The following is a 24,838-nucleotide window of genomic DNA, read 5'->3' on the forward strand; positions in this document are numbered from 1 at the left end:
AGGCGGTTTATGTTCAGAGGCTGACGGGCGAATAAAAGGAACAAATTAACTGCGGAAAATCATTGAATTGTAGGAGGGGTTGCGAGCTATTTCTGAGGGGGGCGTCTCATATCGGAACATCCCTATGTATGCCGATATAGCGTTCATAACGGGCGGGCTTCAGCTGGTGCAAATCCACCAGCACCAGGCCGTCGATGCAATCGTTGAAGGCCGGATCGGAACCGAAATCGATAAACTGCACGCCGCCGGCTGCGCACAGTTCGGAATATTGTTTATACAAAGGAGGTATGCTGCAGCCGAAATTGACAAACAGGCGCTTAAGCCGATGGAGGTCTTCCTGATAATTATCGCCGGTGAACTGGGCCAATACTTCGGGTAGCGAAGCGGGGTACGGCTGGCGCGACGTCGCCAGCGGCAGCGAGGGAGCGAAATAGAGCCGGTAGAAGGCAATCAGCAGGTCCCGCGCCGCCACCGGCATGCCGCCGGAAATGGACACAGGACCAAACAGGTAGCGGTACTGCGGGTACTTGGCCAGATACGCGCCGATACCGATCCAGAGAGAGTCCAGACTGCGTTTTCCCCAATAGGCCGGCTGAATAAAACTCCGCCCCAGCTCAATACCCTGCGCCAAAATGTCGTCCATCTGGTGGCCGTAATGAAACAGGCTATGAGTATAGATACCGTTGATGCCTTTAAGCCGGTATTGCTCCGCGGTGGGGATAAAACGGTATGCTCCGACGATTTCCAGACCCTGGGCATCCCATAGGATCAGATGATAATAGTCATCGTCATAACCGTCGAGGTCCCGACGGCGGCCGCTGCCTTCCCCCACCGCGCGAAAGGCAATCTCCCGCAAACGTCCCAATTCGCGCAGTATGGGGACGTGGTCCTCTCCGTTGCGCCGGTACAGATAAATGATTTTACCGTCCGGTAAATGACCCAGGATTTCACTGCCCTCAAGGGCGCGTTTGAGTACGGCGCGGTCCTCCGCCCGCGCGATGGCGGATTCGCTGCGGAAAAAGCCTTCTTTACCCTGCCCCAGCCGGTAAACATGGCGGCGAAAACGCTCGGCGAGATCTTTGGCCTGAGTGTGACCGTCATGCCAGCTGGCGAAGGGGATGCGCGCGCCCACTCTCAACCGCAGCCGGTTTCCGCCCTGCAAGAACATTTCCCGCACCAGCAGCAGCATGGACAATGGTCGATATATCAGGGAACAGGCATAAAACAGCGCGCTGTTACGTCCGCCGATATGCACCGGTACGATGCAGGCGCGGTTTTTTGCCGCCAGGCGAATAAAGCCGGTGTGCCAGTGGCCGTCGCGAATGCCTTTGCCACCGAAGCGGGAGACTTCGCCGGCGGGAAAGAGTATCAGGACCCCTTGCTTTTCAAGATGCTGTTGCATCATAGCCACCTGGTCGCGGCTGGTGCGGTTGCCCATGTTATCCACCGGGATCATCAGACTGCCCAGGGCATCCACACAGGACAGCACTCGGTTTGCCACCACCTTGACATCCGTCCTCACGGAGGAGACGGCATGCAGCAGCGCCAGTCCGTCCAGTATGCCGAGTGGGTGATTGGCCACCAGTACCACCGGACCGTAGCTGGGGATTTGTTCCAGATCCCGCTCGGACAGCTCGCAGCGCAGGTTGAAATGCTCCAGCATCTGCTTCACCATGTCCATGCCCTTCAGGTGCCGGTAATCCTCCGCCAATTGCCGGAAATATTTTTCGCGGAATAAATAACGCAGAAGATTACGTTTCCAGGGAGCGGTTTTATGCTGCGGATCAAGATCCTGCAGCACCATATCCATACTAAACATGGGATTATCTCCGGGTAAGTTGTATTGAACATAATCCGGACAGATGACAATTAAATGGCAGGTAAATGATGATAAGGAGAACGATGCCCGCTTCCTACTATCGACTCGCGTCATGGAGGTATTATTCGCGGCAACCGAGACTAATATAAAACCCTACTTAATTAAAAAAATGTTCTCTATGGGTAGGGAGAAAGAGTTTATTTATTTTATTCATTGTCGTCATTCAAACAAGATTTTTCGCCGGGCCAGAGTTAAAGCAATCTGATGCGAGTGGGGAGGATGAGAATCGGCTCTGACTATGCTTTATCATTTCTTTCGAATAATGGTAATTGACACGAATTTCCTGACCCATTGAAATGTCTTGTGTGGCAAACAACGCGATGACATTGACTCTTCGCCCACCCCTCAAGCTGGCCTTGAATTTCGCGTGTTCCACATTGTAGCCTGTTTCAGCCTGGCCAACGGGCGTGCCGAACTGATCATAGGCAAAAAGCGTATTGATTTTCGACAGTATGCCGTCACTGTCCAGGTAGGTTATCGGCTGTCCTTTGAGGGAGATATCGACAATATAATCATGGTCGAACAGTTCGGCATCCCCCATTTCCAGCGGTGAAACCAGGACACCGGAATAAATTCCTAAACAGGTTTCCTTAGTGATAGGCTTGGCGGCCATGACCCCCCATTGGCCGATAAGGCGGGATGCCTGCGGCGGGACATCGGCCTCGGTTAATCTGCGGCAGTGCAAAAAATGAAACAGCCGCTCCCGGTCGGCGCCGAACAATTCCAACGAGATAAAGGACAATACCGCTTCTGCACGATAATGTTTTCCTGAATCGGCGTTGGCGGAAAGATTGGCAATTTTCCGTATCTCCACGATCTTTCCAGCGGTATCCCGATACGGGGGTAAACCATTGTCCTGGGGATGATACTCGCGATTGCGAATGACCATGATTTCGCGCAGTCGACATTTAATCGCCGTTTCCAATAAGCCTTTCATGGCCTGTCGGGAATAATAATGCATGGCGGCGCGCTCCTCTTTGCCGGCCTGTTCTTCCGATTTACCGCTGCGGATATCCACCATGCGGGTAATGTATCTTTTGGCGATGTCCGACACATCCTTGATGGGGAGTGAGGTGAGGTTAGCGCCGAGCGGGGCCAGGGTGGCCTGATCTTTGCCGGTGATCAAGCGCCTGTTCAGGGCGCGCATACTTTCCAGGCCGTAAAGAACAGACTTGCTGGGATGCGGCACGTTCAAACCCCTGGCGGTGACGGATAACAATGTACTGTGGGCTGCCTGCTGCCATTGCCGCCAGAGCGGACGGCAATGGCAGCAGCAATTTTGCGCGGCGCGCAAGCGTTGCCGTAATAACATTATTTTGTCGGGCGGTTCGTTACGCAGGGGAGAGAAAGAGATCAGATAACCTTCGATATCGGGGTAGGCGATAGCGTCCATAATAGTCCTTCCTTTTTTGGCAACCATTTTTAAGTATTGTTGGATGGGTCACTGACTGCTCAGCGGATGGTTAATTTTCCGATTGATTATCACCACAAGGCAAAGAGTATAGAGTCGGGGAAGTATGGACAAGCGCCTGCAGGAAAAGTGATATTGCCGGGCAGATTTCCGGCCTGGTACGGTTACTCTTTGACGGAGCGCTCCGTGGCGAAATAACATAATGCCGGCGCGGGATCAGATTATGCCCGCCAGGCTGCCGATGGAGGCCATGAGCGCCCGATAATGTAGACCGGGCTTAAATGGGAATAATAATTCCCGTATAAAAAAGGGGCGATTTCAAAGACGAAAGCTCCCCTGTTCAAATTCATCAGTAAAGTAATAACCATGAAATCTATTTTTTCGGCATGACGGCCGCCGCCGCCAGGAGCGTCAGCAGGATGGCGAGATAACCCACGCCTTGCCACCCCGCCCGTTCCCAGGCCAGCATCGCGCCCATGGAACCTAGGGTGCCGCCGAGGAACATGCCTCCCATAAACAGGGTATTCACCCGGCCTTTGGCCTCTTCACGTAAACCGTAGATGACGTGCTGGTTGGCCACCAGCGCGCTCTGCACGCCGAGATCCAGCAGTATCACACCCACCGTTAAGCCGGTCAGGGATGTCCAGCCCACAAACACCAGCCATGCCGCCAGAACCAACCCCACCCCGCACATGATCACCCGGCGACCGCCAAGCTTATCCGACAGCCTGCCGGCGGCGGGGGCGGCGAACACGCCGGCCGCGCCCACCACACCGAATAAACCGGCATAACCGGCGCCAAGATGAAAGGCGGGCTGGGCTAGATATAGCGCCAGAACGGTCCAAAAAGCGCTGAACGCGGCGAACAGCGCCCCCTGGGTCAGGGTTGCCTGCCGCAGGCGGGGCTCTTCACGCCACAGATGGACCAGGGAAGCCATCAGCGCGCCGTAACCCAGGGCGGTTTGCGCCTGGGTTTTCGGCAGCATCCGGGCCATAAGCCAGGCGCCGAGCAGCGACAGGGGAACCCCCAGCAAAAACATCGCCCGCCAGCCGGCATAGGCGGCTACCAGGCCCGCCAACGTTCTGCTCAGCAAAATGCCGCACAGTAAACCGCTCATCACGCTGCCTACCACGGCGCCGCGACGGGCGGGCTCCGCCATGGATGCCGCCAACGGCACAATTTGCTGCGCCGCCGTGGCGCCGATGCCGAGCACCAGCGACGCCGCCAGCAGCACCCAGGCCGTGGGGGCGAAAGCCGCCAGCAGCGACGCCAGTGCCAGGATTAAAAACTGGGCCACAATCAATTTGCGTCTTTCCAGCAAATCACCCAGCGGCACCAGCAGCAATAACCCCGCCGCGTAACCCAGCTGGGTGACGGTGGGGATGAGACCGGTGGCGAACCGGCCGGGGAAACTGGCGGAAATCACCACCAGCATCGGCTGGTTGTAATAGATATTGGCCACCGCGATACCGCAGGCCGCCGCCATGGCAAATATCAGCAGGGCGCCGAGGGCGCCGGTTTTGTCATTGGGCATTAAGGTTGCAATTGACATCGTCTCTCTATCCATTCAATGGCCGACCCCGGTCGGCGTTCAATGACGGCAAGAATACGGGATGTCCCGGCGTAAGAGTAGACCGAGAAAAACGATAGTATTTATTCTGCTCGGGAATAATTAGGGTCCGCCAGGGACGACGCCCCTCCCGGGACCACTTCGGCAAGGTAGGCGACAAACGCCCTGGCTTTGGCGCTGGCCATGCGGCCTGTGGGAAATACCCCCCACAGATCCATCGTGGGCAGATGCCAGTCGTTGAGCACCGGCACCACCTGTCCGGCGGCGAGTTCGGGGGCGAACATCCATTCCGATGCCATGGCGAGTCCCAGGCCCGCCAGCACCAGCGTGCGGATGCCTTCCGCCGCGGAAACCCGCACCCGGCCCCGTCCATTGACGATGCGCTCTTCCTCCTGGCGGCGGAAGACCCATTTGGAGCCCCCGCCGCCTCGCTGGGTATAGACTACCGCCTGATGAGCCGATAAATCTTCCGGTATCCGAGGTTCGCCGGCACGGGCGAAATAGTCCGGGGTACCTAAAATCAGCAAACGACAGGTGGCCAGCCTGCGGGCTATCAGGCTTGAATCACGCAGGTCCCCCAGCCGCAGCGCCACATCGATGCCTTCGGAAATCAGATCGACATGGCGATCGTCCAGTACCACATCGACATTCAGCTCGGGATTGCGGGCCAGAAAGGGGCCCAATTGGGGCAGGATATGCAGGCGGGCGAAGGTGACCGGCGCACAAATGCGTAACCGACCGGTTAATCCGGAGCCTGAACCGCGGGCAGCCGACTCGGCTTCATTGATATCGTCCATGGCGCGTTTGGCGCGCTGATAATACTCTTCGCCGGCCTCGGTGGGGGTGAGGCCGCGGGTTGACCGAATCAACAGCCTGACGCCGAGCCGCTCTTCCAACTGGGCGATGGTTTTGGACACCGCCGGCTGGCCGAGATTCAAGCGCCGGGACGCCGCCGTAAACGAGCCGGTCTCCACCACGCAAATGAACATTTCCATCGCCGCCAGCCGATCCATGGTATTCCCCCCGGGAATGAATAAATCACTCCCGGCAGTCTACCTTTCCGCCGGGGGAAGCGGAAGGGGAATGTCATTCCACCCTTTTTTACGTGCGGTGAACGAAACAATGCGGCCATCGCGTTTAACGGGCATGTCCCATCAGCGCCGCATCATGCAGGTCCAGGCGTTGCCAGAAATTCTGCTCCCCTTCGCCGGCGGACAGCGGGTAGCCGTTCGGTATGGCGGTTTTGACCAACAGAGCCCGGCGCTGCGCGGCCGAGAGGTTCGGCAACGGTCCTTCCAACAACACTTCGGCACCGTCGGGTACCTTGACGGCTCTGGCCGGCGCGGCGTTATCTTTCGGCAAACCATAGGTCATGGTGTAGCGATAGAACGGGGTCATACCGCTGCCCAGATAGGGGTCGGCCTGGCCCTGGCTCTTGGCGCATTCAGCCAAAGAAACGCCGCACTCTTTTTCCAACGCGCCGCGCAGCTGCTGTTTGGCTTCTTCGAACAGGGCGCGGTAGCGGGCGTCATTAAGAAAATGGGCGACATTACGTTCCGCCACCATGCGGGAGCCGATAATATCCAGCGGATAATGTACCCCGAGCACGATACGGGAGTAGCCGTAACGGGCGCCGCGATCCACCAGCGGCAGGAACCGTTCCGGGATCATTTCCCCCATCAGCAGGGCATCTGTATAGCCGGTGTTGGTGTGGCCGCTGGGAAAGGCGCCCTGGACGGCGGTGTAGGGATGGTTGTCCTGCACCACCATGTCATCCGGCACCAGGTGGATTTCATTGCCGGGCCTTAAGAAGGGGCGGGGGTAGTTGAAATGATCTTTGGCCGCGCCGGTGCTGATTTCCGTGGTTTTGATCAACGCGGCGGCCTTGCTTATCTCGCCGTTCTGATAGGCGGCAAGGAAGGCCTTACCGAGGCGGGGACCGAGGGCATCGGTGATGAAAAACAGGTAGTTCTGTCCTTCCGCGTCCACCAGCGCCTGTTGCCGCTGTCCCTTGGTGGCGTCCTGGTTGATTTGGGTGACTATCGCCAGGCTTCGCTTTTGTACTTCCGGCGTTAACTGCGAAAAATCAGACAATATGGCGATGCCGACCTGTTGATTCTGTTTGACGTCAAAATCATAGCCGGATTGGGCCAGCCACTTTGTATCCGCTTGTTTGGCGGTTTGCTTGGCTTTATCCAGCTGCGGGCGGGTCAGGGTTGCCGCGTCCCCTTGCAGGGATTTGCGCAATGCATCTTGCACGTGTTGATCCAGCTCGAGGTAATCAACGTTCAGGCTGTAGAACGAGGTGGTGTCCACAATAGCGCTGATCTGGGCCGGAGCCTCCGCGTTCGGTCGCGCCCAGGCCGTGGAAATGAGCATCGCGGTGGTCGCGATGACGAAAGAATAGGTATGCCGCATGTCGAGTCCTTTTAGCTAAATGGGACAAAAGAGGGAAAACGTCACAACATCATTAAGCTAGGCTGCGTTTATGACAGTTTAATGTCAAAAGACACGACCCATAGATGCGCTCTGCTTTTAACTCGCTCGGCACTGTATTTGGCACTCTCTTTGGTACTCTGCTCGGTACTGTATTTAGCGCTCTGCCCGTCACCTTATTCGGCGCCATCCTCGACACTATGCTTGGCATCATAGCCGGCACTATGCGCCTGCGAACAGGCGATTTCGCAGGTGCGGCAGCCGATGCATTGGCTGCTGTCTGCGATAACAAATTTATTCATGTTCCGCTCCCGGCGCGGCTATAAATCCTTCAGATAGCAACCTATGCTTTCCGCCGCTTTGCGCCCTTCCGCGATGGCGGTGACGATCAGGTCCGCACCGCGCACGATATCGCCGCCGGCAAATATTTTGGGGTTGCTGGTTTGCAGGGGATAACCCGCCACCACCGGTGCTACCACCCGTCCCTGTTTATCCAGCACCACATTATGATCCGCCAGCCAGGCCATGCGGTGCGGACGGAAACCGAACGCCAGAATCACCGCATCGGCGGTAATCGTCTCCTCGGATCCGGCGATGGGCACCGCCCGCCTGCGACCCGCCTCATCCGGCTCGCCCATGGCGGTATGGATCATGGTGACGCCGGTCACCTGGCCTTGGTCATTCACCTCAAAACGCAGGGGCTGGAGGTTAAACATGAATTCCGCCCCTTCCTCCCGGGCATTTTTCACCTCCTTCTTCGAGCCCGGCATGTTTTTTTCATCGCGGCGATAGGCGCAGACAACCCGGTCGGCGCCCTGGCGAAGCGACGTGCGCACGCAGTCCATGGCGGTATCGCCGCCCCCCAGCACCAGCACGGTTTTGTTTTCCATACTGATAAAGGTGTGTTCATCGGTATCGGGATAGCCCATCAAATGACGGGTGTTGGCAATCAGGAAGGGCAGGGCGTCCAGCACGCCGGCGGCGTCTTCATTGTCCAGGCCGGAACCCATGGAAAGGTAGGTCCCTACCCCCAGGAACAGCGCGTCGTACTGTTCCAGTAATTGTTCCATGGTGATGTCCCGGCCGATTTCAGTATTGAGCCGGAATTCCACCCCCATGGCGCTGAAAATTTCCCGCCGGCGTATCATCACGTCTTTATCCAGCTTAAAGGCCGGAATGCCGAAGGTCAGCAAGCCGCCGATTTCGGGGTAGCGGTCAAACACCACCGGCTGGATGCCGTTGCGTACCAGTATATCGGCGCAGCCCAATCCGGCGGGACCGGCGCCGATCACCGCCACTCGTTTGCCGGTGGCTTTGACCTGGGACATATCCGGCCGCCAGCCGGCGGCGAACGCCGTTTCGGTGATATAGCGCTCGATATGGCCGATGGTGACCGCACCCTGGCGTTCATTAAGGGTGCAGGACTGCTCGCACAGGCGATCCTGCGGGCAGACCCGGCCGCAGACTTCCGGCAGGCTACTGGTGCGGTGGCTGAGCTCAACCGCTTCGATGATGCGTCCTTGCCCGGCCAGCTTGATCCACTGCGGAATGGCGTTGTGCAACGGACAGGTCCATTGGCAGATGGTTTTTTCGCCGCAATTCAGGCAGCGCTCAGCCTGCTCGCCTATCTGTGCCTCGGTAAACGGCCGGTAAATCTCATCGAAGGTGGTTTTTCGCTGTTCAAGGGGAATTTTGGCCGCTTCCAGCCGCGGGGGACGCGGCAAATCGAGCAGATTCATCACCGGCTGCAGATCGCGGGCATTAAACGACGGCGGTACATCGGTACGGCGGGCCGTAGTGAACAGATGGCTGGCGGGATCCTTGAGCGCGGCGGCCAGGCGTTTTTGCTGCTGGCGTTCGTTGAGCTGGTGTTCATCCATGATGTGCAGTGCCTGGGTCGGACAGGCGCGAACACAGGCCGGATCGTACTTTTCCCCGGCGCATAAATCGCATTTTTGCGCTTCGGTTCTTTGGTAGGCCTCCGCCAGGCGCCGGCTGGCGGGCTGCACGGTTTCGGTAACCACGGTTATCATGCCGAAGGGGCAGGCAATGACACAGCTTTTGCAACCGATACAAAGTTCCTGCCGCACCTGAATGGAATCATGACTGCGGATAATGGCGTCGTTGGGACAGACGCTGGCGCAGGGGGCGTCTTCGCAATGGTGGCACGACACGGCAAAACTGGCGCCGGCCCCTTTAATCACTTTCAATCGTGGCGTGAAATATTCGCGCTTATCGGGAAATCGGCCGCCATGATGGCTGACGACACAGGCCACTTCGCAACTGCGGCAACCGATACAGGTTTCTGATTCTGCGACGACAAATCTGTTCATAATCTCTTTCCTGCGGCGGACATGGCCCCCGCCGCACGTATAATTGGAGATTTCCACCCGTCATCGGGTGAAAAGGTGACGAAATAACCTTACCTTTATAATGGTTACTCTTTCGCGAGCGCAATCCCTTTTTTACAAGAAAGGCGAGTTGTGGCGCCGCTTTGTGCAGGCAGTGGGAAACCACAACCCCCATTAGGGTAAATGCCCAATTTCTTCGCCGCCGCGTAAAACACGATGCGTTCCGGCAAAAAACCTGCGCTCCCGCAAAAGGAAGACTTAAGGTCTTGAGACTGCCGCTGCTGTTTTTTTACCCCGGGAAAGTTTCGCGACTATTCTTTTCTGATAACCAGCAAAACCTTTTAAACAGGAGACATGTATGAGTCACTCACCCATTGCCCCTGAACGGGCCAAAAATGGCCGGCTTAACCCGCTACAGCAGGTGCCGGGGGTGCGCAGTGCACTTTGGCAGGCTGCGGCGCAGCTGAAAAAACATCTGTTCTAGTATTTATCCAGGCTCAATACGGTCGCAGGGAGAGGCGGGCATTCTCACTTTGGTCTGCATAAGCCCGGCAGAGCTCGTTAAGCGCCAAGCATGAAACCCGCAGCATAGTGCAGCACATAAAGTGCGCTTTTGGGCAAATGCCCGGTGATTTTGGCATCCCCACGATGAATTGATCGCCACCCTTCGCTATAGTTATTAACTGTTTATTCTTTGGGCGGCTTTCGTTTAGGCCGCTCCTTTTGTATGAGTATGATGATGGCCATGCGTGGTACCTCTTCCCAGCCGGCCGCCAGCGGATGGCGTCTCAACCTGAAAATAATGTCCATCGTTGTCTTTAATTTCGTTAATTATCTTACGATTGGGCTGCCCCTGGCGGTGTTACCCGGTTATGTGCATACCCATATGGGTTACAGCGCCTTTTGGGCCGGATTGGTCATCAGCCTGCAATATCTCGCCACGTTGTTAAGTCGTCCCTGGGCTGGCCGGTATGCCGACCGGGTCGGGCCAAAACGCATCGTGGTACTGGGATTGTGCGGCTGTCTGTTAAGCGGCGTGGGTTATCTGCTGTCGCTGGTCATGGATTCCTGGCCGATAGCGGCCCTGCTTTTGCTGTGCGCCGGGCGCGTTATTCTCGGTATCGGGCAGAGTTTCGTCGGGACCGGCGCCACCTTGTGGGGTGTGGGCGTGGTGGGGTCTTTGCATATCGGCCGGGTGATCTCCTGGAACGGCGTGGCCACATACGGCGCACTGGCGGTGGGTGCGCCGCTTGGGGTGTGGCTGCACGCCGTTGGCGGTCTGGGATTACTGTCGGCCACGATCATTCTGGCGGCTGGGCTGGCCATCGCGGCGGCCATACCCCGTCCCGGGGTGAAAACCGCTTCTGGCAAACAAATCCCGTTCAAGGCGGTGGTAGGCATTATCTGGCGTTACGGCCTGGTTTTGGCCTTCGCCTCCTGCGGTTTCGGCGTGATAGCGACCTTTATCACCCTGTTTTATGCCGACAAGGGTTGGAACGGGGCGGCTTTTGCCCTGACGCTGTTCAGCGTGGCGTTTGTCGGTACCCGTTTGTTTTTTCCCAATAGCATCAATCGCTTTGGCGGCCTGCGGGTCTCCATGGGCTGCTTTAGCGTGGAGGCGCTGGGCCTGGTGCTGGTGTGGCAATCCTCCGTGCCCTGGCTGGCTGGCGTTGGGGCGTTGCTCACCGGGGCGGGGTTCTCCCTGGTATTCCCCGCATTGGGGGTGGTGGCGATGAAGGAGGTGCCTCCGCAAAATCAGGGCAGCGCGCTGGCCACCTTCACGGCGTTTATGGATTTATCCTTGGGGGTTGTAGGGCCCTTGGCCGGGCTGCTGATGACCCATGCCGGCGTCTCGTCGATTTATCTCGCCGCCGCCGTATTGGTGATTATTGCCTTGATGATGACCCTCTCGATCCAGCGCAGCGTACTGCGCCATCGGGCATCCGGTCAGGAGATCTGAAAGGGCCTGGCTTAAGTACTGCCTGATACGGTGCCTGCCGGGACGTTGAAGTGTCGATACAAATTCACGGGGCTCGTTGCTGGAAATAGCCTGTGAGTTAACGCCGGCGACGTGAAATTCATCACCCGTGTTACGGCCCCCGGTGCCGGGAGCCTTTGTCGCCGAGGGCGGAGCGGTTATTTTATCGTAATGGTATTAAGAATGGTTTGGGCGTCGCTTTGCGCTTTTTGCTGATTGCCGGCGGGCAGCGTCACTTGCATGGTCAGCAGATGATCGTCGACCTTACCGAAAACCACCGAAGAATATGCCGGCTTGCCGCCGCTGGAAACGATACTGTCCAACTGTTGTAACGGCGCTCCATTAACGGTAATGGCTTTGTTGGTCACCACCTGCAGGTCCGGGTCGCGGGCGCGCTGCTGCTCTTCCATACGCTGAGCCAATACCTCGAGGCTTTCGGGGGTATTGTCGCCAAGGATCACGATAACCGCTTTATGGCCGGATTCATCGGCGTAAACATGCATATTGTTGGCCTGAGTGCCCACTTTACCGCTTTGATCGGTAATATCAGACGGTAAGGCAAAGGCTAGCTTGCCTCCCAGCAGGTTCACCTTGTTGGTGGTCTGGGTCTGGGCGGCGCTACTGCCGACGGTGGTGTTTTGATCGTTTTTATTGTCACAAGCCGCCAGACCAATAACCAGCATGCCGATACCCACATACTTCGCTACATTCCGCATATATTTCCTCGATGACTCCATTTTCTTAGCCGGTACGTCGGCATTTAATCTGATCGCCGATATACCCGTCATACTTCAAGTTGCAGGCGCGTTGCCGTCTTACTGCAAATCGAATTATTTAGGGTATAAAAAGTCGTTAACATAACGTTAAAGGCTTTTTGCCAGCCATATCAAATTTTCCTCTTCATCATCCTGCGCGTCCACGCGCGTCAGCCGATAATGATTTGTTATAAGAAACAATAGCATCCCTTGAAAGCGGTTGCGTGTTTTCACGATAATATTACTATATCCCCTCACCCCGGCCCACTCTTCCTGTGCCGTCCATAGCGCGCTGGCAAAACCCCGGCGGCGATACTGGGGTAATACGCCCCCCAGCCAGCCGCGAAACTGCATGGAATCCAGCGCATAACCGGTGACAAAACCCGCGGGACGTCCGGCCGCTTCAGCCATCAGCAAATGGTGCGGCTTATTTTGCAGCCGCATTTCGATTTCCAGCAGGCTGTGCCGGGTATCGAACTCGGGTAACTGAGCATAGAGCAGATGAATCTCTTTCGCGCTGGCGGGGCGCAATAAGACAGTCATGGCAATCTCCCGAAAACGAATACGCCAAGAATAGCTTACTCCGGACGTTAACTCAGTTGGAGAAATCCGGTTTCCGGCTGTTGTCCCAATTTTTTAAGCAATATATTGAGCAACACCCCGTACATCGGCAAAAAGAAAAGCAAACTTATCAGTAGTTTGAAAGTATAGTCTACAGACGCTATTTCCACCCAATGGGTTGCCATAAATGGGTCGGAGCTTTGATAAAAAGCGATAAAAAAGAACGCCAGCGTGTCGCTAAGATTGCCGAACACCGTGGACACCGCCGGCGCCACCCACCAGCGGCGGCCTTGACGCAGGCGGTTAAATACATGGACATCAAGGATTTGGCCCAGGGCGTAAGCCATAAAACTGGCACAGGCGATGCGCGCCACAAACAGGTTAAATTCGCCAAGGGCGCCAAACCCCTGACATTGTCCCTGAAAGAACAGCGACGAGACGCCATAGGATACAAATAATGCCGGAACCATGACCGCCAATATTATGCGGCGGGCCAGCGGCGCGCCAAAAATCCGCACCGTCAGGTCGGTGGCCAGAAAGATAAACGGAAAGGTAAAGGCGCCCCAGGTGGTATGCAAACCGAAGAGAGTCACCGGCAATTGCACCAGGTAGTTACTCGAAGTAATGATAATGATATGAAATAAGGCAAGCCAGAACAGCGCAAGCAGGCGCTGGCGGCGGGTAAAATCAAACATAGTGTGGCCTTTTTTAGCTATGGGGTGAGGGAACCCAGAACAACGAACGCGCCTTTTTTGTTACGCGGCGCGCATCCTATCCGGTTATGCTGCTGAAACAACCGCAGAGTTTATCATCAGTCCTGGGGAAACTTGCAGCGAAAATTTGACGGGGTACACTATTTCATCCGCCGGGGAATCACCGTTCGCTCTGGCTATGATGGCCCGCCAGCAGTAAGACCGGGACCTGAAGCTTGCACAAGACGTGTTAAAGGGAGAGCGTGACGATGGGGTCGAAGCGGGCGTGGTTTTTCCGCCCGCCCTAGCGCCCCATGGCACGGTAGGCCCGCGATCACCAAGACTTGAACCGTGCGTGTTAAAGGGAGAGCGTGACGATGGGGTCGAAGCGGGCGTGGTTTTTCCGCCCGCCCGAGCGCCCCATGGCACGGTAGGCCCGCGATCACCAAGACTTGAACCGTGCGTGTTAAAGGGAGAGCGTGCCGATGGGGTCGATGCGGGCGTGGTTTTTCCGCCCGCCGGAGTAGCCCCATGGCACGGTAGGCCCGCGATCACCAAGACTTGAACCGTGCGTGTTAAAGGGAGAGCGTGCCGATGGGGTCGAAGCGGGCGTGGTTTTTCCGCCCGCCGGAGTGCCCCATGGCACGGTAGGCCCGCTATCACCTATGCTTGAACCGAGCCTGCTAAAGGGGGGGGACCGTGCCGATCGGGCGGGAACGTCCCGGTAATTCGTTCATTTTAATCAGAAACCGTATGCGGAAAAATCTTTATGTCTGATCCTTTTGCCCAAGCCGATCGCACCCTCGATGCCCAAGGGCTGCGATGCCCCGAACCTGTCATGCTGGTGCGTAAAACCGTACGCGGCATGGAGACCGGTCAAACCCTGCTGATCATTGCCGACGATCCGGCCACCACCCGCGACATCCCCGGTTTTTGCCGATATATGGAACATACCCTGGTGGCGCAGATGATCGATCGCCCGCCCTATCGTTACCTGCTGCGCAAAGGGTAAAATCAGACATACAACGAACGCACGATTAAGAAGTGGCCGGCAAAATAACCGGCTGCAATGACCGCCCTGGCCGCCCCGAACGGATAACGGAAATGGCTGACAAGCCATACCACGGTTGCCAGCAGAAGCAGCGTGGTGCCGGCCAGCAGGGAAAAGCCATGATCGTCTCCACGGGCGAAATACTGCTCTCCCGCCACCCAAACCATCAGTAAAGTCATGCCGATATAGGTGCAGACCGGCCAGCGCAGCTCTTCCAGACGCGACCATATCACCGCGATCAACACCGCCCCAACGATAAGCAATGCCGCCGGCAACGGCCAAAAAACGGTAAAGGTCATCTGGCTGGCGAAACCGACGGTATAGAGCAGGTGCGACAAGAAGTAAGCGCCGATGACATACATCATCCGTTCTCTCGGCAAGAGCAGCAAAGTATCGGCCACCATGGTCGCTATTAAACCAAGAATAATCAGATAACCGGTGGCGGTGATCACCGGCGCTTGGCAAGCCAAGGCCAACAGCAGCAACAGGGTGACCGGCCTGAATAACCAGCGCTGCCAAACCGGGCCGCGATAGGCGGCGTCCACAAAAAGCCAGCCCGACAGCACAACCGCGATAAATGACCAGAGCATTTTTTATCCTTATTTATTTGTAGTGCTAATAATCCAGGAAATAACTTTTCGAACAATAATTTCTCTATCAATAACTACCGGAACAGCTGGAATTACGGTGCCGATCGTCGCACCAGGGTAGGGATCGGTATATGTTTAAACAAGATTAAGCAAGGAAGATGCTTCGTGACGGCGCTTCATGCTATGTTAGCGCCAGATTTTTTATATGCAAAATGCATTAACCCAGAATCAAGGGAGATAGCCGGGTTATGAGCAGCGAACAACCCTTATATCGGATTCAATTTATCAATAATGGTAAAAACTATCAGCTTTTTGTACGTGAGCTGAGCCAGAGCGCCATGTTCGGTTTTATTGAAATCGGCGATTTTGTTTTCTATAGCCACAGCACCGTGCTGGTGGACCCGTCCGAGGAGAAGTTGAAAAACGAATTCGAAGGCGTCACCCGCAGCTACATCCCGCTCCATGCCGTGATTCGCATTGATGTGGTGACCGAAAAGGGCAGCGCGCGGATTTCCGAACTGGGTGATAATGTTACGGTATTGCCCTATTTCCCCGGCAAAAAACCCTAGGGTATAAAACGCCTGGCGCTAAAATCCCTGAATGCAAACAGAGTTGCACTCAAGAAGCTCTGAGTGTAGTCCTTAGCGCTGCCGCAATTTTTTTTGCCAGGCCAGCATCTCGAATATACCGAAGAAAAACATCCTGATTTGAAAGACGAGCGTGAATTTAGGCTCGTTTTTCGTCAGCGAGATTTTGAGCAGCAACAATTGCAACACGTGCATCAGCACCATGAAAATCAGGGCGACGTCAAAGAAATATTTTAACGGCCTGGGGAAGGGTTGAATCACATTCAAAATCAAAAAGCACCAGACCAGCACCATCAGTAAACGGCCGAGATTAATCCACATCGTTTTGCTCCTGTGGTATGCCTTGACGGACAAATAGCCGGTATGCCACCTGGCCGGCGGCTTTTTCACGATGCAGGAGCCAGTTGGCGGGGGTAGCCGGCGGACCGTTCTCCGTCTCGGTTTCGATATAAATCCAGGCGTCCGGCGACAACCAATGATGTTGCTCCAGTAATTGCACCGTCCGATCGATAAGCCCCTGGCGAAATGGCGGGTCGAGGAAAACCACATCATAGGGTTCACCCGGCCGCGCCAGCCAGCGCAGGCTGTCGGTTACCACCACCTGTCCGTTGTCGGCCCGCAGCAGCCGCAAATTTTTATCCAGCTGCGCCGCCACGTCCCGATCCTGTTCCAGCAGCGTGGCGGCGGCGGCGTGGCGGGATAAAGCCTCCAGACCCAATGCGCCGCTGCCGGCGAAACAATCCAGGCAACGGGCGTCTTGAACCTTCGGCGCCAGCCAATTAAACAAGGTCTCCCGAACCCGGTCGGTGGTGGGACGCAGGCCGGGGCTATCGGGCACCGGCAATTTACGTCCGCGCCATTGACCGCCGATCAGGCGTATTTGCCCGGCGGGACGGGAGGGGAGATTTTTCGCCATATGCGCCTTGTGATTACTCAAACGGTTAAAAGACCGTATCGGGGCCGATGGCCGGTTATTCTACCGGGCCGATGGCCCGGGGGGAATGTTAATTCGTCACAGTTCGCCAATGGAGGTGAAATCCACGCCTTACATGTTGAGGCGCGGCGAAAAGTGATAAACTATCAGGTTTATCAGTCACGTTATTCATCCGCCATGATTATCAGGCGAGGAGTGTAGTCGCAAATGGCAAAAGATAAAAAGCGCGGTTTCCTGTCCTGGTTAGGCATTAAGCGCCCGGATGACCAACAGGAAAACAACCGGCAGACGCCAGGGGAAGCTGATGCCCGGGACGTTGAACAAAAGGCGGCTCCCGTTGCGAAGCAGGCTACGCCCGCCGCCGATGAATCCGATGCCGTGCGCACCGCCCGGGATATTGTCGACGTCACGGAGCGGGTGGCGCAGGAGCAGGGCACCCTCCCGACGGCGACCAATGAATCCGACGCCGTGCGCGCCGCCCGGGATATTGTCGACGTCACGGAGCGGGTGGCACAGGAGCAGGGCGCCGATACCAACCGCGCAGCCGGACCGGCGCCGGGGTCAGATTTACCTCTATCGCCCCTCCCCGTGCCGAAAGATGCCCGCGGCCCGGATCATGTCCCGGCCCCGAAAGAGGATAGTCCCCGCCATCGCGATGAGGCCGGACTGACTCTGGCGGAGGATGTGCGTCCCGAGCAGGGGGATCTCCTGCCGGAAGCGGCGGAACCGGTTCCGGCGGGCCCGTGGGAAACGGATCCTTTAGGCGCGGTGACGGCTGAACCGCTGGCCACCGAGCAGGCGCGCCCGAGCCGCGAAGGTTTTTTCTCCCGGCTCAAACGCGGCCTGCTTAAAACCAAACAAAATCTCGGATCCGGATTTATCGGATTGTTTCGCGGTAAAAAAATAGACGATGATTTGTTTGAAGAGCTTGAAGAACAGTTACTGATTGCCGACGTGGGTGTGGAAACCACTCGTAAGATCATCGCCAGCCTGGTTGAACATGCCGACCGCAGCCATCTCAAGGACGCGGACGCGCTGTATGGCAAGCTCAAGGAAGAGATGGCCGCTATACTGTCCAAGGTCAGCCAGCCTTTGCAGGTGGGCGGCAAAACGCCGTTCGTCATTCTGATGGTGGGGGTCAACGGCGTGGGCAAAACCACCACCATCGGCAAATTGGCGCGCCAGTACCAGGCGGAAGGCAAAACCGTGATGCTGGCGGCAGGCGACACCTTTCGGGCGGCGGCGGTGGAACAGCTGCAAATTTGGGGGCAGCGCAATCGCATTCCGGTGGTGGCGCAGCATACCGGCGCCGATTCCGCGTCGGTGATTTTCGATGCCATTCAGGCGGCCAAAGCCCGCGGCGTCGATGTCCTGATTGCCGATACCGCCGGTCGATTACAGAACAAAAGCCATTTGATGGATGAGCTGAAAAAGATTGTGCGCGTCATGAAAAAGCTGGACGCGGACGCCCCTCACGAGGTTATGCTGACCCTTGACGCCAGCACCGGCCAGAACGCCGTCAGCCAGGCGAGACTGTTCAATGAAACGGTGCCGTTGACCGGAATTACGCTGACGAAACTGGACGGTACCGCCAAGGGCGGGGTGATCTTTGCCGTGGCCGATAGGTTCGGCATTCCGATTCGTTATATCGGTGTCGGAGAAGGCATCGAAGATTTGCGGCCCTTTAACGCCGATGATTTTATTGAGGCACTTTTTGCCCGAGAGGATTAACTAGGATGATTCGCTTTGAACACGTCAGCAAAGCCTATCTTGGCGGACGGCAGGCACTGCAAGGTGTCGATTTCCACCTCCGTCCGGCCGAGATGGCCTTCTTGACGGGCCATTCGGGAGCGGGTAAGAGTACCCTGCTCAAACTGATATGCGGTATTGAACGGCCCAGCGCGGGTCATATCTTCTTCGATGGTCACGATATCAGCCGCTTGAGAAACGGCGAGGTGCCTTTCTTGCGTCGCCAGATCGGCATGATCTTCCAGGATCATCATTTGCTGGTGGATCGCACCATTTACGACAACGTGGCAATGCCGTTGATTATCTCAGGGGCGAGCACCGAGGATATCAGGCGCCGGGTGTCCGCGGCGCTGGATAAGGTCGGTCTGTTGGATAAAGCGCGTAACTATCCCATCCAATTGTCCGGCGGCGAGCAGCAGCGGGTCGGCATTGCCCGCGCCGTGGTGAACAAGCCCGCGGTTTTGCTGGCGGATGAGCCCACCGGCAACCTTGACGACGCGCTGTCGGAGGATATTTTGCGGCTGTTCGAAGAATTCAATCGGGTCGGCGTGACGGTGCTGATGGCTACCCACGATCTGGCGCTGATAGCTCGGCGGCATTATCGTATCATGTCGCTGAATCAGGGAAGAATGAACGGGGGCGTTGATGGCGAATAGACTTAACCGGCCGCAGACCGCGAGCGGCGCCAAAGCGGCCAAGAGCAAGGCTTTGCGGGGCGGCTGGCGTGAACAGTGGGCTTACGCCTGGAGTAACGCCTTGGGCGATATGCGGCGCCAGCCATTAGCGACTCTTTTAACCATTACCGTTATTGCCATTTCGTTGACGTTGCCCAGCGTATGTTATCTGGTATGGAAAAACGTCAGCCAGGCGGCGGAACAGTGGTATCCGACGCCGCAGCTGACCGTTTATCTGGATAAAACCCTGGATGACGATGCGGCGCTCAAGGTATTGAATCGCTTGAAACAGGAAGCCGGCGTGGAGAAGGTCAACTATCTCTCGCGCGAGGAAGCGATGGGTGAATTCCGCAACTGGTCCGGCTTTGGCGGCGCGCTGGATATGCTGGAGCAAAATCCGCTGCCGGCGGTGGCCATCATCACGCCGAAGCTGGATTTCCAAAGCGCCGACACCCTCAAAACATTGCGCGATCGGGTCGCGGCGGTAGCGGGTGTGGATGAAGTGCGAATGGACGACAGCTGGTTCGCCCGTTTGGCGGCCTTAACCGGTTTAGTGGGCCAGGTTGCGGCCACTATCGGCCTGTTGATGATTGTTGCGGTATTCCTGGTGATCGGCAACAGTATCCGTCTGAGTATCTTCAGCCGACGCGATACCATTAATGTGATGAAGCTGCTGGGGGCCACCGACGGCTTTATCCTGCGGCCCTTTCTTAATGGCGGGGCCTTATTGGGGCTGGGTGGCGCCATTGTGTCGCTGATTTTGTCGGAAACCCTGGTGTGGCGGCTTGAATCGGTGGTGGAAAAAGTGGCCTCGGTGTTTGGCACTACGTTTACCCTGCATGGGCTTGATTGGTCAGAAATTCTACTGCTATTGTTGATTTCCACCATGATCGGCTGGCTGGCGGCCTGGTTGGCGACGGTTCAACATTTACGTCGCTTTACACCCCAATGAGGTTTTTTTGTTATACTCGGGTAACGATATTACAACCGCACAAGCTGATCCACGTTGCTTTTTAACCTGAACTAATATGCTGCGAGTCGGTCTTAATATCGGCTGTTGATACAAAAGTATCCCGTAGAACAACGGTTGCTTGATGTGACAGCATCAGAGAATTTAGCGAGAGGACTTGAATGATTAAAGATATGCAAGCTTTAGCCCTGGTTCCCCAAGGCAGTCTGGAAGCCTACATCCGGGCAGCCAATGCCTATCCTATGCTTACGGCGGAGGAAGAGCGGTCTTTGGCTGAACAACTGCATTATCAGGGCGATTTGGAGGCGGCCAAGCGGCTTATCCTGTCCCACCTGCGCTTTGTCGTCCATATCGCGCGTAATTATTCCGGTTATGGTCTGCCGCAGGCGGATTTAATCCAGGAAGGCAATATCGGCCTGATGAAGGCGGTGCGCCGTTTTAACCCTGAAGTCGGGGTCCGGCTGGTTTCTTTTGCCGTGCACTGGATTAAAGCGGAAATTCACGAATACGTCTTGCGCAACTGGCGCATCGTGAAGGTTGCCACCACCAAGGCCCAGCGCAAGCTGTTCTTCAATTTGCGCAAAACCAAACAGCGCCTGGGCTGGTTTAATCAGGCCGAAGTAGAGATGGTGGCGCAAGAGCTCGGCGTCACCAGTAAAGACGTGCGCGAAATGGAATCTCGTATGGCGGCCCAGGACATGACATTCGATCCGACCCCGGATGAAGACGCCCGCGAAGGCCAATCCATGGCCCCGATGCTCTATCTGCAGGATAAGTCTTCCGATTTCGCCGACGGCATTGAAGAAGATAACTGGGATGATCATGCGGCGGACAAGCTCGGCCTGGCGTTGGAAGGCCTGGATGAACGCAGTCAGCATATTATCCGCGCCAGATGGCTGGATGACGACAATAAGACCACGCTGCAGGAACTGGCCGATAAATACGGCGTGTCAGCAGAGCGCGTGCGCCAGCTTGAAAAAAACGCCATGAAAAAAATGCGGATGGCGATAGAGTCGTAACAGCGTTTCTTCGCGCTCAGTTAAAGTTAAAGGCCGTCCTCATTGCTGAGGGCGGCCTTTTTGCTTCCGATGGTTAGCCCTTGACGCTCGCTATCACCTCGCGGGCGGTGCGCACGATAGCATCGGTTGTGATGTCGAACTTGGCGTACACGTCTTGAATCTTGCCCGACTCGCCGAAGTCGTGCATGCCCACGAATTTGCCCTCAAAGCCGATGTACCTTTCCCAACCCAGTTCCACCGCCGCCTCAATGGCAACTCTGGCCGCCGTATCCCCTAATACCGATTTTTTATACTGGAGATCCTGCTCCTCAAAAAGCAGACGGCACGGCATCGAAACCACCGCGGTGGGGATCCCTTCATTTTGCATGATTTCCCGTGCCTGCACGGCAAGATGCAGTTCGGATCCCGTGGCGATCAAGGTCAGTTGGCGAGGCCCGCCCTCCGCGTCCAACAGGACGTAAGCGCCCCGGGCCGATTTGTTTTCCACCCCGGCTTCTTTTCGCAATAGCGGCATGGGTTGCCGGGACAAGGCGATTAAGGCGGCGCGGCGCGGCTGCTCCAAAATGAGCTCCCAGCACTCAGCGGTTTCAACCGCGTCACCCGGCCGATAAACGCCGAGAAGGGGAATCGCCCTAAGCGCCGCCAGATGCTCAACGGGCTGGTGCGTCGGTCCGTCTTCCCCCAGGCCGATGGAATCATGGGTCATGACGAAAATGGTTCGTATACGCATCATCGCCGCCAGCCGAATGGCCGGACGGCAATAATCGGAGAAACACAGAAACGTGCCGCCGTAGGGTATCAAACCGCCGTGCAGCGCCAAACCGTTCATCGCCGCGGCCATGCCGTGCTCGCGCACGCCGTAATGGATATACGAGCCTTTATACTCACCCGGCTTGATCTCTACCTGGTTTTTCGCCTTGGTATTGTTGGACGGCGTCAGATCCGCCGACCCTCCCAGCATTTCCGGAATCGCATCGAAGAGATGGTTGAGCACGGCGCCGCTGGCTTGTCGGGTGGCCATGTCGGCTCCGCTTTTGATAAACTCTTCGCGCGCGGCGGCGATGGCGTCTTTCCAGTTTACCGGCAGCTCACCGCTGGTGCGCCGTTCGAACTCGGTACGCAGCGCATCCGGTGCCTGTTTCACCCGTTCCGCCCATGCCATCCTGGCGGTCCGGCCTTTCGAGCCGATTGCGCGCCATTCCTTCAACAGGTCATCCGGGATCACAAACGGCGGAGAATTCCAGCCAAGGATCTTGCGGGCACCGGCGATTTCCTCCTCACCGGGGGCGTCGCTATGCGCCTTCTGAGTCCCGGCCTTGGTGGGGAAGCCAAAACCGATGATGGTTTTGCACGCAATCAAGGTTGGCTGGTCATCTTTAGCCCGGGCGGTCTTAATCGCCTCACGGATGGCGTCGGTATCGTGACCGTCGATTTCCAGCACATGCCAGCCTGACGCGCGAAAGCGTTCGATCTCATTGTCAGAAACAGAGAGACTGGTGGCGCCGTCAATGGAGATGGAATTATTATCCCAAAACGCAATCAGCCGGCCAAGCTTGAGGTGGCCCGCAAGGGAAATCGCTTCCTGGCTTATCCCCTCCATCAAACAGCCGTCACCCAGGAAAACATAGGTAAAGTGGTTCACCAGGGAGTCGCTGAACGTCGCATTCATGATGCGCTCGCCCAGCGCCATGCCAACGGATTCGGCTATCCCTTGTCCCAGCGGTCCGGTGGTCAGTTCAATCCCATCCGCATGTCGATATTCCGGATGGCCCGGCGTCTTGCTTCCCACCTGACGAAATCGCTCCAGTTCCTCTATCGGCATGTCCTTATAGCCGGTCAAAAATAACAGGCTGTAGAGCAGCATCGACCCGTGGCCGTTGGAGAGAATGAATCGGTCTCGGTCCAGCCAGTGTGGATCCGCGGCATCGAACTGCATGAATTCTTTGAACAAGACGGTGGCGATGTCGGCCATGCCCATCGGCGCGCCGGGATGGCCGCTTTTTGCTTTCTGTACGGCGTCCATTGAAAGGAACCGGATGCAGTCCGCCATATCGCGAAGATGCTGATCGCGAGGTGCCGGTACGCTTTTTGGTGCTGTTGATGTTCCGGAAGGTTGTTCTGTCATCGGTAAGTATACCTCTTTAGTCATGAACGATTGGCGCTCATCGCCGCGTAACGTAAATAGGAAAGCGCAAGGCGTAAGACAACGGCACCATCACTTGAAATATCCAACCAGGTAGATCAAAAGGTAGCACAGCGTGGGGTTGAATGCTTCCCGCAACGTAATAACGGTTGTGAAGAGAGCCGTTTGTCCGGGTGGTACGACCTCATGCTGACCACGTCGACCGCTGGCCCATGCATGGCTTGCTGAAGACAGCCCTTTCCCCGGTGTCGTGACCATATAATGAAGACGCCTGCTGCCGGGCAACAAAGCTAATGAGATGCGTATTCGCCAGTTAGACTTGCAAGTTTAACTTGCAAGTCTAGCGGGTTGCCTTCATCCTGATTCTATCCACAACCCTGCTGAATGTGAAAAATCATGCCTGCCAATACATTAGAGCAAGATGTCAACGATCTCATGCATGCCGTAGGGCTCTTGGTCCGGCGCACCCGCAATGAATCTTATGCGGGCGAACTTTCCATGACCGAGTCTATGGTCATGGCGCGGCTGGCGAACGACGGGCCCGCCACTACCGCCGCGCTGGCGCGCGCCGAAGGCATAAAGCCGCAATCGATGGGAACCACCATAACTTCCCTTGAGGATATGGGTATCGTCAAGCGCACGCCCCATGCCACCGATGGACGGCAGATGTTGATCGAATTGACGCTGAAGGGCGTCCGGCTGCGCAACAAAAATCGCGAGGCAAAGCAGTTATGGCTATCCCGGGCCATCGCCGAACTCAAACCGGAAGAGCGCAACACACTGTTCAAGGCGGCCGGGATCGTTAAACGTCTGGCCGAGCAACCGCTGAAATGAGCAATCGCGATTCCGCCACCGCGATCAACGTTTCGCTGTCAACCATCAGTCATACCCTTGGTCCGTCCATTGCCACCGCGATCGTGGCGGTGGCGGGCCATTTGAGTCAAGTAGAAAATAAAGAGTTATATTCAGGCATTGCTTTACCCTAATTATATTAATTGTTATTTTAGTCTTCTCACGAAAAATATATCAATTTAATAAGCGTAAATATAAGTTATGATGAAATGATTTATATTTATTAATTATTATAAATAGTATTAAGAATAACTAATACTTTTGATTAAACTGTTTTTGAGGAGCTATATAATGAATTCTATGGGCTATTTTGATGCTTATTGTCAGTCGTATTTCTTACCTATATGCCCGCAACCCAGTCAACATAATATAATAAGAGCCCTGCCTTTTTGCCACTTCCCGGTTATGGACAATCATTATGTCCCGGTACTGCCCATGATGACTCCGCTGATTAATGTGGGTTATAGCTGGCCCGGACCCTATATTATCAGGTCTTTACCGGTGCATGTTCCCGTGAGAAACGCGGTTCTCGCAATAGGCGGACATCAGCAAAGCAGGCAAGCCGCCCCGCAATTACAGTGTTCATGCCTTTCCCGGCGTTCGTCGCAACACTTGCCGTTATATCCCAGAGGCGTA

Annotated in this window: 23 protein-coding genes and 1 pseudogene; 10 read left to right on the top strand and 14 right to left on the bottom strand. The window is 56.2% G+C overall.

All coding sequences use genetic code 11. The features are described 5' to 3' along the window. Window positions 1-106 precede the first annotated feature (106 nt). From HB631_RS12035 to aegA, 7 genes and pseudogenes are all read right to left on the bottom strand, one after another. A complete protein-coding gene (locus tag HB631_RS12035) occupies window positions 107-1,819 on the bottom strand; it encodes a GNAT family N-acyltransferase (RefSeq protein WP_213991391.1) in 1,713 nt (570 codons plus the stop codon). A gap of 223 nt (window positions 1,820-2,042) precedes the next feature. Beyond that, the gene (locus HB631_RS12040) at window positions 2,043-3,272 is read right to left on the bottom strand and encodes a hypothetical protein (RefSeq protein WP_213991392.1); all 1,230 of its coding nucleotides are present in this window, start codon (window positions 3,270-3,272) and stop codon (window positions 2,043-2,045) included. Between the two features lie 391 nt (window positions 3,273-3,663). Then, window positions 3,664-4,842, bottom strand: a complete 1,179-nt coding sequence (locus HB631_RS12045; protein WP_213991393.1) for an MFS transporter — start codon at window positions 4,840-4,842, stop codon at window positions 3,664-3,666. A gap of 101 nt (window positions 4,843-4,943) precedes the next feature. After that, window positions 4,944-5,873, bottom strand: coding sequence for a LysR family transcriptional regulator (locus tag HB631_RS12050; protein WP_213991394.1), 930 nt, complete (start codon window positions 5,871-5,873; stop codon window positions 4,944-4,946). A gap of 124 nt (window positions 5,874-5,997) precedes the next feature. Further along, entirely contained in the window at window positions 5,998-7,278 is a 1,281-nt protein-coding gene (locus HB631_RS12055; protein ID WP_213991395.1) for a phosphatase PAP2 family protein, read from the bottom strand. Between the two features lie 236 nt (window positions 7,279-7,514). Then, window positions 7,515-7,598: pseudogene (locus HB631_RS12060) on the bottom strand (electron transport protein HydN); the annotation flags it as partial. An 18-nt stretch (window positions 7,599-7,616) separates the two neighbouring features. Continuing rightward, a complete protein-coding gene (aegA, locus tag HB631_RS12065) occupies window positions 7,617-9,629 on the bottom strand; it encodes a formate-dependent uric acid utilization protein AegA (RefSeq protein ID WP_213991396.1) in 2,013 nt (670 codons plus the stop codon). Window positions 9,630-10,005: 376 nt separating this feature from the next. Between aegA and HB631_RS27015 the strand changes: the two genes are divergently transcribed. Both HB631_RS27015 and HB631_RS12070 read left to right on the top strand, forming a co-directional pair. After that, window positions 10,006-10,131, top strand: a complete 126-nt coding sequence (locus tag HB631_RS27015) for a hypothetical protein (protein ID WP_255556951.1) — start codon at window positions 10,006-10,008, stop codon at window positions 10,129-10,131. 252 nt (window positions 10,132-10,383) lie between these two features. Then, a complete protein-coding gene (locus HB631_RS12070) occupies window positions 10,384-11,607 on the top strand; it encodes an MFS transporter (RefSeq protein ID WP_255556960.1) in 1,224 nt (407 codons plus the stop codon). Between the two features lie 176 nt (window positions 11,608-11,783). Here the strand turns inward: HB631_RS12070 and HB631_RS12075 are convergent, their stop codons facing one another. From HB631_RS12075 to HB631_RS12085, 3 genes are all read right to left on the bottom strand, one after another. Then, window positions 11,784-12,341 carry a DcrB family lipoprotein gene (locus HB631_RS12075; RefSeq protein ID WP_213991397.1) on the bottom strand — a complete coding sequence of 186 codons (558 nt, stop codon included), beginning with the start codon at window positions 12,339-12,341 and terminating at the stop codon, window positions 11,784-11,786. Between the two features lie 147 nt (window positions 12,342-12,488). Next, window positions 12,489-12,923: a GNAT family N-acetyltransferase gene (locus HB631_RS12080; RefSeq protein WP_213991398.1), complete on the bottom strand. Its 435-nt coding sequence runs from the start codon at window positions 12,921-12,923 to the stop codon at window positions 12,489-12,491. A gap of 47 nt (window positions 12,924-12,970) precedes the next feature. Beyond that, on the bottom strand, window positions 12,971-13,636 hold the full coding sequence (locus HB631_RS12085; RefSeq protein ID WP_213991399.1) for a 7-cyano-7-deazaguanine/7-aminomethyl-7-deazaguanine transporter: 666 nt from the start codon (window positions 13,634-13,636) through the stop codon (window positions 12,971-12,973). 766 nt (window positions 13,637-14,402) lie between these two features. Between HB631_RS12085 and tusA the strand changes: the two genes are divergently transcribed. Beyond that, entirely contained in the window at window positions 14,403-14,645 is a 243-nt protein-coding gene (gene tusA, locus HB631_RS12090; protein ID WP_213991400.1) for a sulfurtransferase TusA, read from the top strand. A gap of 2 nt (window positions 14,646-14,647) precedes the next feature. Here the strand turns inward: tusA and HB631_RS12095 are convergent, their stop codons facing one another. Further along, complete coding sequence (locus HB631_RS12095; RefSeq protein WP_213991401.1) at window positions 14,648-15,274, bottom strand: lysoplasmalogenase; 627 nt, start codon at window positions 15,272-15,274, stop codon at window positions 14,648-14,650. Window positions 15,275-15,522: 248 nt separating this feature from the next. Here HB631_RS12095 and HB631_RS12100 point away from each other — a divergent pair, with 248 nt between their 5' ends. Further along, window positions 15,523-15,843, top strand: a complete 321-nt coding sequence (locus tag HB631_RS12100) for a DUF1820 family protein (protein ID WP_213991402.1) — start codon at window positions 15,523-15,525, stop codon at window positions 15,841-15,843. Window positions 15,844-15,915: 72 nt separating this feature from the next. On the opposite strand, the gene HB631_RS12105 is transcribed toward HB631_RS12100, so the two are convergent. Both HB631_RS12105 and rsmD read right to left on the bottom strand, forming a co-directional pair. Beyond that, window positions 15,916-16,182: a DUF1145 family protein gene (locus HB631_RS12105; protein ID WP_213991403.1), complete on the bottom strand. Its 267-nt coding sequence runs from the start codon at window positions 16,180-16,182 to the stop codon at window positions 15,916-15,918. After that, entirely contained in the window at window positions 16,172-16,777 is a 606-nt protein-coding gene (rsmD, locus tag HB631_RS12110) for a 16S rRNA (guanine(966)-N(2))-methyltransferase (protein ID WP_213991404.1), read from the bottom strand. Before rsmD ends, HB631_RS12105 begins: the two co-directional genes overlap by 11 nt. A 225-nt stretch (window positions 16,778-17,002) precedes the next feature. On the opposite strand from rsmD, the gene ftsY reads away from it, so the two are divergent. The 4 genes from ftsY (at window position 17,003) to rpoH (ending at window position 21,207) form a co-directional block, all read left to right on the top strand. Then, window positions 17,003-18,526 (top strand): signal recognition particle-docking protein FtsY, encoded by a 1,524-nt coding sequence (gene ftsY, locus HB631_RS12115; protein ID WP_213991405.1) that lies wholly within the window; start codon window positions 17,003-17,005, stop codon window positions 18,524-18,526. 5 nt (window positions 18,527-18,531) lie between these two features. After that, entirely contained in the window at window positions 18,532-19,200 is a 669-nt protein-coding gene (gene ftsE / locus HB631_RS12120) for a cell division ATP-binding protein FtsE (RefSeq protein ID WP_213991406.1), read from the top strand. Then, window positions 19,190-20,170 carry a permease-like cell division protein FtsX gene (gene ftsX / locus HB631_RS12125; protein ID WP_213991407.1) on the top strand — a complete coding sequence of 327 codons (981 nt, stop codon included), beginning with the start codon at window positions 19,190-19,192 and terminating at the stop codon, window positions 20,168-20,170. The genes ftsE and ftsX overlap by 11 nt, the downstream gene beginning before the upstream one ends. Window positions 20,171-20,349: 179 nt before the next feature. After that, window positions 20,350-21,207, top strand: coding sequence for an RNA polymerase sigma factor RpoH (gene rpoH / locus HB631_RS12130; RefSeq protein ID WP_213991408.1), 858 nt, complete (start codon window positions 20,350-20,352; stop codon window positions 21,205-21,207). 73 nt (window positions 21,208-21,280) lie between these two features. Here rpoH and tkt read toward each other — a convergent pair whose 3' ends face one another. Next, window positions 21,281-23,257: a transketolase gene (gene tkt / locus HB631_RS12135; protein WP_345945711.1), complete on the bottom strand. Its 1,977-nt coding sequence runs from the start codon at window positions 23,255-23,257 to the stop codon at window positions 21,281-21,283. A gap of 489 nt (window positions 23,258-23,746) precedes the next feature. On the opposite strand from tkt, the gene HB631_RS12140 reads away from it, so the two are divergent. Together HB631_RS12140 and HB631_RS12145 are read left to right on the top strand one after the other, a co-directional pair. Beyond that, window positions 23,747-24,184, top strand: a complete 438-nt coding sequence (locus tag HB631_RS12140; RefSeq protein WP_213991410.1) for a MarR family transcriptional regulator — start codon at window positions 23,747-23,749, stop codon at window positions 24,182-24,184. Next, window positions 24,181-24,336, top strand: a complete 156-nt coding sequence (locus HB631_RS12145; RefSeq protein WP_213991411.1) for a hypothetical protein — start codon at window positions 24,181-24,183, stop codon at window positions 24,334-24,336. Before HB631_RS12140 ends, HB631_RS12145 begins: the two co-directional genes overlap by 4 nt. Window positions 24,337-24,838 lie beyond the last annotated feature (502 nt).

It is taken from the genome of Sodalis sp. dw_96 (assembly GCF_018449575.1).
Lineage (GTDB): Bacteria > Pseudomonadota > Gammaproteobacteria > Enterobacterales > Enterobacteriaceae > Acerihabitans.